The following is a 16,013-nucleotide window of genomic DNA, read 5'->3' on the forward strand; positions in this document are numbered from 1 at the left end:
CGAGCCGATGGGGAAGATAGCGGTCCGGCAGACGGCGATCATGAGTGATCCGGGCGGGACCGGGCGCTTCGGCGAGTTCGGCGGCCGGTTCGTGCCCGAGTCCCTGGTGCCCGCCTGCGAGGAGGTGGAGGCGGCGTTCCGGGACGCGTGGGCCGACCATTCGTTCCGCCATGACCTCGACTCCCTGCTGCGGGTCTACGCGGGGCGCCCGACCGCGTTGACCCCGGCCTGGCGGCTTTCCGCCGAACTCGGTGTCACCGTGCTCCTCAAACGCGAGGATCTGGCGCACACCGGCTCCCACAAGATCAACAACGTGCTCGGCCAGGCACTGCTGGCCCGCCGCATGGGCAAGAAGCGGCTGCTGGCCGAGACCGGCGCCGGGCAGCACGGCGTCGCCACCGCGACCGCCGCCGCGTTGCTCGGCATGAGCGCCACGGTTTTCATGGGCGAACGCGACATCGAACGGCAGGGCCCCAACGTGTTCCGCATGCGGATGCTCGGCGCCGAGGTCGTACCGGTCGGCACCGGAAGCCGGACGCTCAAGGACGCCTGCAACGAGGCGATGCGGCAGTGGGTTTCCTCCACTGCGGACTCCTACTACTGCATCGGCTCCGTCATGGGACCGCACCCCTACCCGTGGATGGTGCGGGAACTCCAACGAGTCATCGGTGACGAGGCACGCTCGCAGTGCGCGGCCGAACTGCCCTCCGCCGTCCCCGACTACGTGGTCGCCTGCGTCGGCGGTGGCTCCAACGCGGCGGGCACGTTCGCGGGCTTCACCGGGACCTCCGCCAGGCTGGTCGGGGTCGAGGCCGAGGGCGGCGCCGCCATCGCCTTCGGCCGGGTGGGCGTGCTGCACGGCTTCCGCTCGATGGTGCTCCAGGACGAGGACGGCCAGATCACCGAGGCCCACTCGATCGCCGCCGGCCTGGACTACCCCGGCATCGGCCCCGAGCACGCCCACCTGAACGCCACCGGCCGGGCCCGGTACGTCAGCGTCGGAGACAAGGAGGTCCTGGCGGCGGTGGAGCGGCTCGCCCGTGCGGAGGGGATCTTCTGCGCTCTGGAGTCGGCCCACGCGGTCGCCTGGGTGCTGCGCGCCGCCGGAACCGCCGACCTGCCGTCGAGCTCGACCGTCCTACTCGTCCTCTCCGGCCGCGGCGACAAGGACATCGAGGCACTGGCGGAGCGCCGATGAACCTCGAGACGCATCTGCGCGCCCGCCGCGACGCCGGCCACAAGCTGCTGGTCCCCTACGTGACCGGCGGCCTCAGCTCTCGCTGGCCGGACTACATCACCGCGTTCGAGGCCGCAGGGGCCGACGCCGTTGAGATCGGCCTGCCGTTCTCCGACCCGATGCTCGACGGTGCCACCATCCAGGAGGCGTCCGACCGGGCGTTGGCCCGGGGCGCGACAGCGCGCGGGATCCTGGAGGAGCTCGCTCGCCTACGCGCCAACGTCCCCCTGGTGGCGATGACCTACCTCAACCTCGTCGTCCAGGAAGGCCCTGACGCCTTCTGCGCCGCGCTGCGCGAGGCTGGCGTCGCCGGGCTGGTCGTCCCCGACGCTCCGTTGGAGGAGGCCGCGGGCCTGGAAGCGGCTTCCGTACGCAACGGCATCGACCTGGTCCTGCTCGCCGCGCCCTCGTCATCGCCGAACCGGCTCGCCGAGATCGCAGACCGCAGCCGGGGTTTCGTCTACGCGGTGAGCCTCATGGGCACCACCGGCGAGCGTACCGACCTCGCCGAGAGCGCGGCGAAACTGAGCCTCGCCATCAAGGCCGTCACCGACCGTCCCACGCTGCTGGGCTTCGGCGTTTCCACGCCCGCCCACGCGGTCGAGGCCGCCCGGTGGGCCGACGGTGTCGTCATCGCCTCCGCGCTGATGTGCCGCGCGCTGGACGGTGTCCCACCCGAGGGCCTCGCCCCCGACGTGGCCGCCGTTCGCCGAGCCCTCGACGACACCGCCCGATCCTGCCACTGAGGTGATCTCAGGGATTCCGAACCGGACACAGAGGCTGGGAGGTTTGGGCAGGCGGTCATGGTGTCGCGCTGGTTCGCGGTGAGCGCGACATCCCCGAACTCGACCGTGGCCACAAGGTGACGCGGGCCTCCCGGTACATCAACCAGGGAGCGCCGTTCCGGCGCTCCAGGCCCCCGATCTGCATGAGGCGCTGGCCCACCCCCGCGACGACGGTCATCCCTGGTTGGAACGCCTCCGCCGATCGCCGCGCCCAGCAGACCCTCAGCGTCAAATCGCGAACCGATCGACCTGGGATACTCCGGCAAGGCCCACGAGCACGCCGGTAACGTCCGGGCCCTGCCGGGCACGGCTCGCTCCACGGCCTGTCAGCAGCCCGCCCCATGTCCTCGGCGCAGCGGCACAAGGACTTCCCACCCTGGCCGACGGCGGCTACCAAAGCCCCGGAATCGGCATTCTCACCCCCCTGCCGACGGTCGGCCCTTCAGCAACGGAAACCGCACCTGCAACTGGCTCCAGCGCGGCCTGCGCCACCTCGGCGAACCCGGATTCGCCCTACTCAAAGGCCGCCGGCGCATCCTCCAGCACATCACCGCCAGCCCCAGCAAAATCGGCGACACCGCCCTCGTCCTCACCCACTTCGAGCACGACCACCCACCCCGAACTCGCTGAGACCACCTCACTGGACCTTCACAGATCTCGCCCGCGCCCTCCTCACGAGGTCACCCGGCACTCGATCAAGGTCCTTCGAGGAAGGAACACCGCTCCAACGGCTCCTCCGCCCTCGTGAGATCAGGGCAGAGCTGGCTGAGCTGCGTCAACGTCAAAGGGAGCTCGAACGAGAGCTTGCCGCCCTCGACCGGGTTTGACCTCCTGACCGTAGCGACGCCAGACGAAACCTAGCCGCTCCGACCAGGACACTTCGCAGGAGCCTGCAGCTGTGGATTCGCTATCCGCCGATGCGCCCGCCATAGTCTGCCAAGCCGCTTGCTCTTCAACCCTGAGCGGAACAGAGAACAGCAACGTTCCCTGAATCCCGAAACAAAAAAATGGGACAGAGTAATCTCTGTCCCACTTTGCATCCACATATAAGCTTCGGTGTCCGAGGGGCGATCACAACCATTCGCACATGCCTGCCACCACCCCGATCGGTGACGTCTACCGCGTCGCGGTGGGATAGCTATCCACCTGCCCGCCGTAGCGACATCCCGGGTTCGTATACGGCGTGACTGTGCACGAACTTAACGCTATCGAGAGTTGCTGGCTTGAGTGCCAGTTGGCACCAAAGACGCGGAATGGATTTCCGCACCGGTTTAAACCAAGAACGGGGAAGCTCCCCAACCCGCTCCGCCCACCCCCGCGTCCGCCTAACGATCCCGTCCCGCTCCCCCATCCGGACCGTGTCGCTGCGGCGAGTCACCGGATACATCCATGGGATGCGAGAGGGAGCCGGCCTCTTCTCAGAGCTCCCTTCGCCCACTACGTAGCAGCCAAGCGGCCACGATGCGATTTCCTCGATCCAATCTTCGCAGGAGGCGTGGAAGCAGGTTCCTCGTTGGCGTGGAGCGACGACACCACGCGGATACCGTCACTTACGGCGTTGAGGTGATTTCAACCTGGATGTGGAGGGCACGGATTGGTGGCGGGTGATGGATATGGTTGCGGAATGTGTGACGCTTTTTGCTAGACGAAGTTGTCGATCAAGATTAACCTGGTTCGCGCGAGAGCTTCACGTGCTGCTTTATCCAGCCGTGCTGAATTTGTTGGGTCCGATCCTGATCTTTGCGGTCGGGCTGGTGCGCGAGCCTCGGCGTCGGATTCAACAGGTAGTGGCCTTTGGGCGCGCCCAGGTGCCAGGTGGCGACTGCAGGGGCCATGACCGGGATGGTCAGTCTCATTCAGGGTGACGACCAGGTCGGCCCCGGGGTAGCCGACGGCCGTGACCCTGACCGCGACGCTTGGGGCGGCGTGCGGATTCACCGGCGCGCCGCGCTCGTCCACCACCGCGTCCCGGGCTGTCGCGGTGTGGGGGAACAGAATGCCGAGGGCGCCGTACTCGGCGACCAGGCGGCGCAGCCGCTCGCTTTGGTGGCATCCACCAACCAGCTCCGCGCCGTCCAGGGCAGTCTCGACGCCGTCCGCCGTCCCGGCAGGAGAACCACAATCCGGCCGGCGTGGAGTCCGGCTCAAAAGCGTCGGGAGCTCCTAGCATTTCCAGCCCCGCCCGCCTTTGCCACCTCTGCCCCGCTTGTGCTCGGTGTGTCTGGACCGTTTTCCGGGCTGCCATCTCTCAGCTCGGCAACCGATCCACTCACCCACCGCTGTGACACATTGACCATGGTCACGACAACTACAGAGAGTATCCGTACGCAGCTAGCTCCACGAATGACGAAGTCCCCTGGGACTCTGGTGACGCGCAGGTCAGGAGCAGGGTTGGCGACAAATGAAGTGATGTAGATCACAATTTTACGGGGAACTTTGATCTTCACGCCCGGTCATTCGTGACGTTAAGCTACGGCGACTTTGTGCTGACTTGCCTAGTTCGGGAGCATTTGTGCCTCTCCGTTCCCTGTTTCGTTCGTGTGGTCGGGTGTCGCGGTTCGGGGTGTCGCTGCCGTCCGGACGATTGCTCAAGTTGGTCGCTGTAACGGTCGGTCTGGCGATGCTGGGGGGGCTTCTGTTGTGCGTTACCCCCTCGCGGATACCGTCGGCGGCGGCTGATGACGGGGTACCGCAGGTGACCGATGCGCAGGCGCTTGCGGCGGCACGCAGAACCGGCCAGCCGGTCGAGGTTTTGGCCAGGCGTGGTGAAAGCCGGGAGGTGTTCGCGATGCCGGGCGCTGCGGGTCAGTTCATGGCTCGGGAGCATTTGGAGCCCGTCCGGACCATCAGGGACGGCACGTGGATGGATATCGATACCCGGCTGAGCCGGACGGGTGAGAGCATCAGTCCTAAGGCCACTATCACAGATATGCGCTTTTCGGCGGGTGGGACGGCGCCGATGGTGTCGTTGACCCGGGCCGGCAAGACCATGTCTTTGACATGGCCCGACCGGCTTCCCGAACCGGTGCTGGAGGGCGACACTGCGGTTTACCGGTCGGTGTTGCCGGATGTGGATCTGCGTCTTCGTGCGGACGCTGATGGGTTTGCTCATGTTCTGGTGGTCAAGACCCCGGAGGCGGCCGCGAACCCGGAGCTGGCCAAGTTGCAACTGGTGCTGTCGTCGCCTGGCATGAAGACCCAGATGGACGCCGAGGGTAACCAGGTAATGAAGGACGCCGCCACGGGCGGAACGGTTTTTGAGGCATCCACTCCGAAGATGTGGGATTCGGCTCAGCCGGGGGACTACACCGCGCAGGCCAAGCGCGGAGCGAGCGGACCCTCCGCCGCCGCCGAGCCCGATCCGATGCCGGTCTCTGCGGACCTCGCTGAGGCGCCTGGAAACACATCGCGTGTCGCGCCGATGAAGGTCAGTCTCGCTGGTAGCACAATGACGCTGGAGCCGGACAAGGGACTGCTGTCGGATCCGCAGACGAGATTTCCTGTGTACCTCGACCCCAAGTGGTATACGCCGAAGTCCTCGGCGAATCTGATGGTGGCCAGCAACGGGTGGCGGGATTATAACTTCACAGGGTCGATGGGGATGGGACGGTGTCCTATCGACTTGCCGCCGGCCGGGGCGTACTGCTCTGAGAGCTACGTAAAGCGGTTGTTCTACCGGATTCCGACGAGTGCTTTCGTCGGTAAGGAGATCATCAGCGCCGAGTTTGCGATCAATGAGACGTGGGCGCCGTCCTGTAGCGGCCGGTCGGTGCATATCTACCGTACGACAGGCTTTGGCTCGGCTTCGACGTGGAACTCCACCAAGGACAACTGGGCCGACTATCTGACCTACCAGGACGTCGCGAAGGGGTACAACTCGTCCTGCCCTGGCGGGCAGGTTCGCTTCAACGTGGCCAGCGCCGTCAAGGACGCGTCGAAGAAGGGCTGGTCTTACACGACCTTCGGTTTGAAGGCAGGCCACGAAGACGACCAGTACGGGTGGAAGAAGTTCTCCAGCAACGGCTACCTGCAGGTCCACTACAACAGCCCGCCGCCGCAGCCCAAGGCGAGTCAGATGTCGCTGAGCCCGGGCGGCAAGTGCTCGGACCATCAGTGGGGGTCTCCCGCGCTGATCAATCGGCTCCCGACTCTGTACGCGAGCAACCTCACTGACCCGGACGCCGGCGGGGTGGAGGGAGAGAAGCTCTCCGCCGAGATCGTGGTGCGCTGGACCGATCCGGCCACGGGCACCGACAAACAATGGAAGCCCGCGGGCTCGGCCATCAAGAAGAACGCCGCGTCAGGCTCGCACCGCTCCACGTTCTCGGTGCAGATCCCTGCGGGAGCCGTACCGGAGAAAGTGCAGCTGGGATGGGACGTTCGCGCCTACGACGGTCGCGTGTGGAGTCCGTGGGCCTCGACCGGAGCGCCCTCTCAGTGCTACTTCAAGTACGATCCGCAAGCTTTGCCCGCCCCGAACATCACCTCAACGGACTACCCCGAGCTGGACCCAGACGATCCCGACGTTCTGCCCACCCAGGGGGTAGGCAGGTACGGGAACTTCAACATCGCCTTCGACACGCGCGTGACCAAATACGCCTACGCCGTCAACACCAGCCCTACAGCCTCTGCCGCGAAGAACAAGCCCGGAGCCGCAGCAGTGGTAGCGGTGTTCCCGAACCACTCTGGACTCAACCAGCTCTATATCTCGGTCTGGGACGCGTACAACAACACAACGACCGGGGTCTACCAATTTTGGGTAACCGAGGGCGCCGGTCCCAGGGCACATTTCAAGATGGACGATGACAACGGTTCGACTCAACTCTCTGACAGCGCCGGTGATCCAGGGTACCCTGCCTCCATCGGTGGCACCATCGGATATCAGGCGGCCGGTGCGGTAGGGAAAGCAATCATCCTGAGTGGTTCTGGGTATGCGACCACCTCGCAAAAGGTCCTGGACACTACAAAGAGCTTCTCCGTCTCGGCGTGGACCAAGCTGAGCAGCAAAACAAACACCTCCGTCGTTACTGCTCAAGACGGCGCCAAGGGAAGCTCCTTTGCGCTCTACTATTCACCGAATTACGACCGGTGGGTATTCAATATGCAAGATGCCGCCTCGGACACCCCGACCTTGATTCGGGCGATCTCTGCATCGGCGCCTCCACTCGGCCAGTGGGTACACCTAGCCGCGGGATATGACCATGTGTCCCACGAGATCCGCCTCTATGTGAACGGCGCGGCGCCGACAATTACTTCGCAGCCGAACAGCTATCCCTCCGACGGTCCGCTGCAGATCGGCCGCTTCAAGTACAAAGGCGGTTACGGGACCAACTTCCACTATCAGGGGACGCTCGATGATCTCAGGATCTACGACCGGGTCGTGACGCCGGACGAGGTCAACACGATGTCGAAGGTCCGGTCGCAGGTCGCTGGACTTTGGCACCTCAACACCCAGTCGGGGTCCAGCAGCCCGGACCAGTCGCCGGCCACGGTCAAGAACCCCGTGACACTGGCCGGTGCCGGCCGGGTCGTGGAGGACGCCGACGCCGCAGTGTCACCACCCCAGGGCCCCAAGGGAGTCCTCGCCCTACCGGGAGGCGACGGCGACTACGCCTCGGTAAACGCTCCCGTGGTCAACAGCGGCGAAAGCTTTACCATCTCGGCCTGGGTCATGACGCCTGGAAATCCGGAGAAATCACGGACTGTGCTGGCGATGGACGGCGCGAATAACAGCGCGATAGCGGTGCGCTACGACGCCGCCAAACAGCACTACGTACTCGACGTCGCCTCAGCCGACAAGAGTGATGCGAGCAAAATCACCATCGACCATACCGGCTACCACAACGGGCCGACCGGAGACTGGGATCACATCGCCGTCGTTTACGACGGGTTCGACTCCGAGATCTCCTTGTGGGTGAACGGATGGAAAGAAGGCAGCGAGGAATCCACGTCGGTGTCCTACCGGGAAGGCGTTCGGGTTTTCTCCCCGGCCACATCGCTCCAGCTCGGGCGAGGAAAGCTCGATGGCTCCTATCCAAGCGGGCAAAACTGGGCCGGCCAGCTCGATGAGGTGTGGGTCCTGCGCGGAGCGCTCGATGAGGAACAGATAGTCATGCTCTCCGACCCCACAGAGAAGGACGATCTGTACACCTGACCACCCCAGGGACGTCTTGGCAGGAATCGACACGACGTCCACGCTCGCTACCCCGTTTTGACTTGATGGTCTCGCAGTTCAAAGCGCTTCTGGACGCCCGTCGTCACGGGTCGGGACGTGCATGGAGGAAATTGTGCCCAGCAAGGTACTGATTCGCTATGGTGCCGGACGCGCCGCCCGGTACACCGCCATGTTCGTCACCGCGGCCCTAGCAGCGGGGCTGCTCCAGGTTCCACCCGCTCAGGCCGAACCTGAAACGGCGCGCTATCGGCCGGTGGACCACGAAAAGGTCGTGGATGGCCATATCATCAAGGCTGGCAAACGCCAACGCGATCGTGCGGTCACCCATCCGGCCGGTGCGGCCACGGTGAACTGGCCCAAACCGGCTGTCGTCGAGGCTGAGGTCCCCGCAGGAACTCCGCCGGCGCCTCAACGCCGGGACCAGGCGGTTCCGGCGCGGCGAGCAGGGCGAACACCGATCTGGGTCGCCCCACCAGCAGGTATCCCGTCCCGAAGCGCTGCCCAGCGCAATGTGCAGCCCGCGGCTAAAGTCCGGGTGCGTGTCCTGGGGCGCGACAAGTCCAGGAGCCTCGGCACCGAGGGATTGCTTTTCACCGTCGGACGGATGGACGCCTCATCCCCACAGGGCGCCGCGCCCCAACCAGGCAGGCTGGGCATCCGACTCGACTACTCGGGGTTCGCGCAGGCGTTCGGCGGCTCGTACGGATCCCGGCTTCGACTCGTGCAGCTGCCGTCATGTGCACTGAGCACGCCCCAACGTGCCGAGTGCCGACAGGGCACGCCGGTCAAGACCGTCAACGACACTGAGGCCCAAACGCTCACCGCCGACGTGACCGCGGCCCCGGCCGCCGCCAGGACTGCCGCAGCGTCGGCCTCGCCGTCCTCTGCCACGCAGGACCAGGGAAGCCTCTTCACCGCTGTTGCAAGCGAGTCCAGTGATAAGGGCGATTACAAGGCGACGGCCCTGCAACCCTCAGCGGCCTGGAAGGTCAGCCCGCAGACCGGTGACTTCTCGTGGTCGTATGAGATGCGCACGCCCACGGTGCCGGGAGGACTGGAACCTAGCCTGTCCCTGGGCTACTCCTCCTCGGGCATCGATGGCCGTACTTCCAACGCCAACACCCAACCATCATGGGTAGGCGACGGATTCGACTTGTGGCCCGGCTACATCGAGCGACGCTACAAGTCTTGCCGGGACGACGGTGCCGCCAAGGACGAGTACGACCGCTACCCCGGCGACCAATGCTGGGGCTACGACAACGCCACCTTGATGTTCAACGGCAAGGGCGGCGAACTCGTCTCCGCAGGCGGCAACACGTGGCGACTCAAGAACGATGACGGTACCCGCGTAGAGCAACTGAAAAGCAGTGCCACCGACAACGGGGACAACGACGGCGAGCACTGGAAGGTCACGACCGCCGAAGGCACGCAGTACTTCTTCGGACTTAATAAATTGCCTCACTGGAGCGACGGCAAGCCACAGACGAACTCGACGTGGACCACTCCGGTCTACGGCAACAACAAGGACGAGCCTTGCCATAAGGACTCGGGATTCGCCGACTCGTGGTGCCAGCAAGCGTGGCGATGGAACCTGGACTATGTGGTGGACACGCACGGCAACGCGATGTCCTACCACTACTCCAAAGAGACCAACCACTACGGCCGCAACCTCAAAGAGGCCGACGACACCCCCTACACCAGGGCCGGCTGGCTCGACCACATCAACTACGGCCTGCGCAGCGACAACCTCTTCCCCGACAAGGCCCCCGCGCGCGTCGACTTTGAGGTTTCCGAGCGCTGCATCCGCGACACCGCCTCCGACTGCGATCCGACAAACATCAAAGACCACCCGGACTACTGGTGGGATGTGCCCTGGGACCTCAACTGCAACCCCGGAACCACATGCAAGGAAGGCAAGGGCACCCTCAGCCCCACCTTCTGGTCCCGCAAACGCCTGACCAAGGTCACCACCAGCATCATCAAGCCCGACGGTTCCGGATATCGCCCGGTTGACTCCTGGAAGCTCAACCACGCCTGGGGCATGGCCGACATTGACCGTCAACTCCTGCTGGAATCGATTGTCCACACCGGCGAAGCCACCACCGGCGACGCGAAACCAGTGAACATGCCACCGGTCTCGTTCGTCTACAAGCAGCTCCCCAATAGGGTCGACAAACTGGGCGACAATCTCGGACCGTTTATCAAGAACCGTGTGGCCACCGTCTACAACGAGACCGGTGGCGTCCTGGACGTGAACTACACCGCCGAAGACTGCACCACCAGTAACACGCCCAGCATCACTGACAACCACCGCCGATGTTTCCCCACCTACTGGGACAACGGCACCAACGGTGATAAACCCGCGCTGGACTGGTTCCACAAGTACGCCGTCGAACAGACCGTTCAAACCGACCTCACCGGCAAAGCACCGGACATGGTCACCGACTACGACTACGGCATCGGGCAACCCGCATGGCACTTCGACGATGATGACGGCCTGACCCCGGAGAAGTACAAGACCTGGGCGCAATGGCACGGATTCAGCAAGGTCCGGGTCACCACCCGCAACCCCAACGGCACACCCACCCAAGCCGACCACTGGTACATGCAGGGCATGCACGGCGACCGCGCCGGCAAGGACGGCGGAACCAAGACCGTCGCCATCGCCGACGGTGAAGGCGGCACCTACCAGGACCACGAGTCCCTCCAAGGCTTCGAGGTCCGCACCGTCAGCTACACCAAGCCCGGCGGTCCTGTGGCCAGCAAGACCATCCAATCGCCGTGGCATAAGCAGACCGCTTCCCGCACCCGTTCCTGGGGAACCGTCACCGCCAACTTCGTCGGGTTCAACACCGCCCGTACACTCACCGCCCTAGACGGTGACCGCTGGCGCGAAACCAAGGTGCTCAACAAGGAATTCGACGACCGCACCGGCCAACCCGTCCAAGTTGAGAACCTGGGGGACGCCGACCCCAACACCACCAACGACGACCGCTGCACCACCACAACACTGCTGCACAACACCACGCTGGGAATCCTCGGCGTCCCCGCCCAAGTACAGACCGTAGCCGCCAAGTGCGGGGAGGACGTCGACTACACCAAGCAACTGGTCTCCGACGTTCGCAACTACTTCGACAAGGGAACCTTCAAAGCCGCGCCGACACGGGGCGACATCACCCAGGTCGACAAGGTCGCCGCCACGGGGACCACGCCCTCAACGGTGAAGTACGTGCCTTCGGCCAAGACCACCTTCGACGCCTACGGGCGTCCGCTCACCGCCACCACCGTCGACAACACCACCAGCACCCCGGTCGAGGCCACCACGACCACGACCTACGTTGACACGCAGGGCTTGACGACCAAATCGACGGTCACCAGCCCTCCGGCCAAACGCAGCGACGCCACCACCGCGCTGACCACCACGACCGAGTACGAACCCGCCTGGGGCCAGCCCACCAAGGAGACCGACGCTGGCGGCAAAAGCACCGTGACCGCCTACGATCCCCTCGGACGCGTCCACAAGATCTGGAGCCCCAACCGCACCCTCAACCAGACACCCGACCGGGAATACCAATACATTCTGGTCCCCAACCAGATCGTCGCCATTCAGACCAAGAAGCTGAACAGCAAGGCAGAACAAGACGACTCCTACGAGTTGTTCGACGGCTGGTTGCGTCCCCGCCAAACCCAGGAGTTGGCTCCCGGCGGCGGCAGACTGATCAGTGATACCTTCTACAACCCGCTGGGCATGGTCGACCGAACCTACGAGGCCTACTACGCCGACGACGCCCCCACCACCACCCTGTTCGGCATCGACAAAACCGGGGCCGTCGAGACCCAGACCGTCTACGACTACGACGGGCTTGGCCGCACCACCGCCGAGAAGCTCCTGGTCGGCAACAGCGACGCCCAAGAACGATGGCGCACCAGCTACAGCTACGGCGGTGACCGCGTCACCGTCACCCCACCCCGGGGCGGCACGCCGACCACCACCGTGACCGACGCGCTCGGCCGCACCACCGAACTGCGCCAGCACCGAGCCGCAGGACCGGGCGCGTACGCGACCACCACCTACAACTACAACCGCGTCGGCCAACTCGCCCAGGTCAAAGCCCACGGCGGCCACACCTGGACCTACGGCTACGACATCCGCGGCCGCAAGATCACCCAAGACGACCCCGACAAGGGCACCAGCGAGTACGCCTACGACGACCTGGACCGGCTCGCCCTCACCGAGAACGCCAACGGCGACAAAATCGCCGTCATCTACGACAACCTCGGTCGCAAGATCGAACAGCGCGCCGGATCGGCAACCGGCACCAAACTCGCCGACTGGACCTACGACACCGTCCGCAAAGGCCAGCTGACCGGCTCCGCCCGCTACGACGGCACTGCCACCTACACCACCAAGATCAACTTTTACGACAACCTCAACCGCCCCACCAGCACCACCACCAAACTCAATGGCCTGCCCGCCGCCGAGGCGCCCCTCGCCGCGGCCAACGGCTACACCTTCACCACCGCCTACAACCCCGACGGCTCTGTCAGATACACCGGCTCACCCGCTGCGGGCGGCCTGGGCGGCGAAACGCTCACCTACACCTACAACGACGTCGGCTCGATCACCAAAGCCGCCAGCAACCTGTCCAACTACCTGATCGGCACCGACTACACCAAGACCGGCAAGCTCATCGGCCAGCAACTGGCCACCAGCGACACCGGCAAGAAGACCAGCCTGACCTACACCTACGAGCCAGGCACCCAACGCCTCAGAACATCCACCACCGTTCACGACGGCCAAGCCGGCATCGACCGCAATGCCACCTACGCCTACCAAGACAGCGGCAACCTCAGCCAGATCACCGAAACCTCCCGCGACGGCACCGACAACCAATGCTTCAAATATGACGACCTGCAACGCCTGACCGACGCCTGGACCCAGCAAACGCCCACGACCGGCGAACCGGCCTGCGCCGCCGACCCGCACGGAACCACACTCGGCGGCCCCGCCCCCTACCGCCTGGCCTACACCTACGACGAGACCGGCAACCGCAAGGGCGAAACCCAATACGGCTCTGGCGACCAAGTCCTGTCCACCCGAAGCTACTCCTACGCCAACGGCGAAGGCGTCGACCCCAAATACCGCGGCCACCAACTCGCCGGCCTAACCCAGACCGGGCAGGGCGCCCACACCGAAACCTACGGCTACGACGCCACCGGCAACACCACCAGCCGCACCACCGGTTCCGGCGACACGAAGTTCATCTGGGGCGTGGACGGCGAACTCAACAAGGTCACCGACCCCCAAGGCGACACCAGCTACGCCTACAACGCCGAAGGCGACCGCCTGATCCGCCGCGACCCAGGCGGCACCACTCTCTACTTGCCCGGCATGGAACTACGCCTGGACAAGGGCACCACCACCCCCAAGGCCACCCGCTACTACAACGTCGACGACCAGACCATCGCGCTGCGTACTAGCGCAGGTGTCACTTTCCTGGCCAACGACACTCAAGGCACCGCCCAACTCGCGATCAACTCCGCCGACGGCACCTCAAGCCAGCGCCGCTACACCCCCTTCGGCGGCATACGCGCCACCAGAAGCACCTGGCCTGCCGGCGACGAACACGGCTTCGTCGGGGGCATCAACGACACCAGCGTCGGCCTCACCCACCTCGGCGCCCGCGAGTACGACCCCGGCACCGGCCGCTTCATCTCCGTCGACCCCATCCTCAATCAGGGCGACCCCCAGCAGATGAACGGCTACACCTACGCCAACAACAACCCCACCACCCTGTCCGACCCCGACGGCCTCATGCCCTGCGACCCCCGCTGCGGCTGGTTCCCATCCAGCATGCGCGGCGGTGGCGGTGGTGGCGGAGGAGGAGGCGGTGGCGGAGGAGGAGGCGGCGGGGGCGGGGGAGCACCGCCGACCAAACCAAAATGCAGCGGCCTCTGCCACTTCAAGAACGCCTTTAACGGCTACCTCGACGGAGCCGCGAAATCCATCATCCAGCCGCTCGCCGACGTACCCCGACAGGTCCAATGGGGCCTGCTGGCCTTCGGCTCTCAACTGTCCTGCGCGGGCGGGCTCGGCAGCGGCGCAGCATGCGGATCAGCCAACAACGCTGAGAAGAAGGCCGCCGAAGAAACCGACGTTCACATCCCCGCCGGCGGCGACGTCAACAGCAAAACCTACAAAATCGCCAAAGCCGCCGGAGAAATCCTCGGGCCCCCCACCCCCGGCGCCGCCGGCGTGGGAGCAGCCCGCGCCCTCCGCGGTCTCAAAGGCCTTCGTTCTGCGCGCAAAATTGAAAAGGTTCTCGGCGCAACCAGAAAGATCCTTCAACGACGACCACTCGGCGCCTCCCCACGCAGCGCACCACCCTGCAGCAGCTTCCTGCCCGGCACCGCCGTACTGATGGCCGACGGCAGCCACAAACCCATAGAAAACGTCAACGTCGGCGACCAAGTCCTGGCCACCGATCCCGAGACCGGGACAACCCAAGCCAAACCAGTCCTGGCCACCATCACCAGCAAGGGCGACAAAAACCTCGTACAGATCAGCGTCGACACCGACGCACCCCGTCCCCACTGGACCACCGGAAAAGAACCTAAAAACAGCGGAACACTCATCCGCACCCACAAGACCGCCAACAGTGGCGTGATCATCGCCACAGACGCCCACCCCTTCTGGGTCGCTGGCAACCTCAACACCTGGGTCAAAGCCACCGATCTCAAGCCAGGCATGTGGCTCCGCACCAGCGCTGGCACCTACGTCCAGGTCACCGAAACCAAACACTGGAGCACCCGCCACCAACGCGTCCACAACCTCACCATCGCCGACGAGCACACGTACTATGTGCTGGCGGGGGCCACCCCAGTCCTGGTTCACAACTGCGGACCTGAGGCTAGAGCAGCAGCGCGGTCGGCGCCCGCGGACGCAACAATGAGCGCAGCAGCTCGGTTCCGGGGTACGGATATGGTTTCCACTGGTCACTCTGGTCATTCGTCCCGCCCCGCCTATTTCGAACCCGAGATTGATTCCGCTCTCGCGGATGGTGGGCAGATCGCTGGCCGCGGAGCCGATAACTGTGCCGAGATCCGGGCCTGCAATGCTCTGGTCGCCGAATATGGAGCCGATTTTGAAGATCAAGTCGAGCGCTCGCTACGGTTGAGTGACATCGAGTTCCTGACCGTTCGCAGTGCCACGGGTGCCCCAGAAGCGGCGTGCCTATCCTGTCAGAGTGTTCTTGTTCGGCGTGGAGCGACGGACCTATCGAGGTGAAAAGGATGCGCGAGTCGGAGCTGGATAAATTCCTTAGCTCGTGTGGCTGGGAGGCGGCTGGGTTTCGCCGTGAGACGAATGCCATGGTGGCAGGTCTGGAGTGTGTCGGCTTCGCCTGTCATGAGGAGGCAAGGAAATTCTTGGGCGAATATCTTGGCCTAAAGATCGACCACCTCCCAGCCCTCGTTATCGCGGGGGAGAGGATCTCAAGTTGGACGCATTTCGATCCGTCCGCGGTCTGTACCACCCGTGATGCAGAAGTGGCTCGCCGATGCACAGAGGTGGCTGACACCCCCCTGTTCCCGATCGGCGTGGACAGCTTCCATCTGACCGTGTACTCGGGAAGCGACGGAAGGTTCTATGCAGGGTTCGATTCCTCGGTCTATCGATATGGGGAAGATCGCAATGCGATGTTCTCGATGATGAGGGCTGGGATCCGACCAATTTCATTGGGCGAGTGGACGCTTCAGTGATAAGGATGCGCGGCAGCCTTGATGAACTTGGGTTCTTCAGAGAACAACACCCTCT

The 16,013-nt window shown here is 64.6% G+C and carries 5 protein-coding genes; all 5 read left to right on the forward strand.

From position 1 onward, the window contains the following. The first annotated feature begins 7 nt into the window (after positions 1-7). The 5 genes from trpB (at position 8) to GEV43_RS17415 (ending at position 15,958) form a co-directional block, all read left to right on the forward strand. Positions 8-1,198, forward strand: coding sequence for a tryptophan synthase subunit beta (gene trpB, locus GEV43_RS17395; protein ID WP_206681475.1), 1,191 nt, complete (start codon positions 8-10; stop codon positions 1,196-1,198). After that, positions 1,195-1,983, forward strand: coding sequence for a tryptophan synthase subunit alpha (trpA, locus tag GEV43_RS17400; RefSeq protein WP_160821612.1), 789 nt, complete (start codon positions 1,195-1,197; stop codon positions 1,981-1,983). Before trpB ends, trpA begins: the two co-directional genes overlap by 4 nt. A 2,734-nt stretch (positions 1,984-4,717) precedes the next feature. Continuing rightward, positions 4,718-8,176 (forward strand): LamG-like jellyroll fold domain-containing protein, encoded by a 3,459-nt coding sequence (locus GEV43_RS54930; protein ID WP_160821613.1) that lies wholly within the window; start codon positions 4,718-4,720, stop codon positions 8,174-8,176. 133 nt (positions 8,177-8,309) lie between these two features. Continuing rightward, the gene (locus tag GEV43_RS54935) at positions 8,310-15,485 is read left to right on the forward strand and encodes an RHS repeat-associated core domain-containing protein (RefSeq protein WP_160821614.1); all 7,176 of its coding nucleotides are present in this window, start codon (positions 8,310-8,312) and stop codon (positions 15,483-15,485) included. 5 nt (positions 15,486-15,490) lie between these two features. Further along, entirely contained in the window at positions 15,491-15,958 is a 468-nt protein-coding gene (locus GEV43_RS17415) for an SUKH-3 domain-containing protein (protein ID WP_160821615.1), read from the forward strand. The last annotated feature ends 55 nt before the right edge of the window (positions 15,959-16,013 follow it).

The organism is Actinomadura sp. J1-007 (assembly GCF_009793335.1).
Classification (GTDB): Bacteria; Actinomycetota; Actinomycetes; order Streptosporangiales; family Streptosporangiaceae; genus Spirillospora; species Spirillospora yumaensis.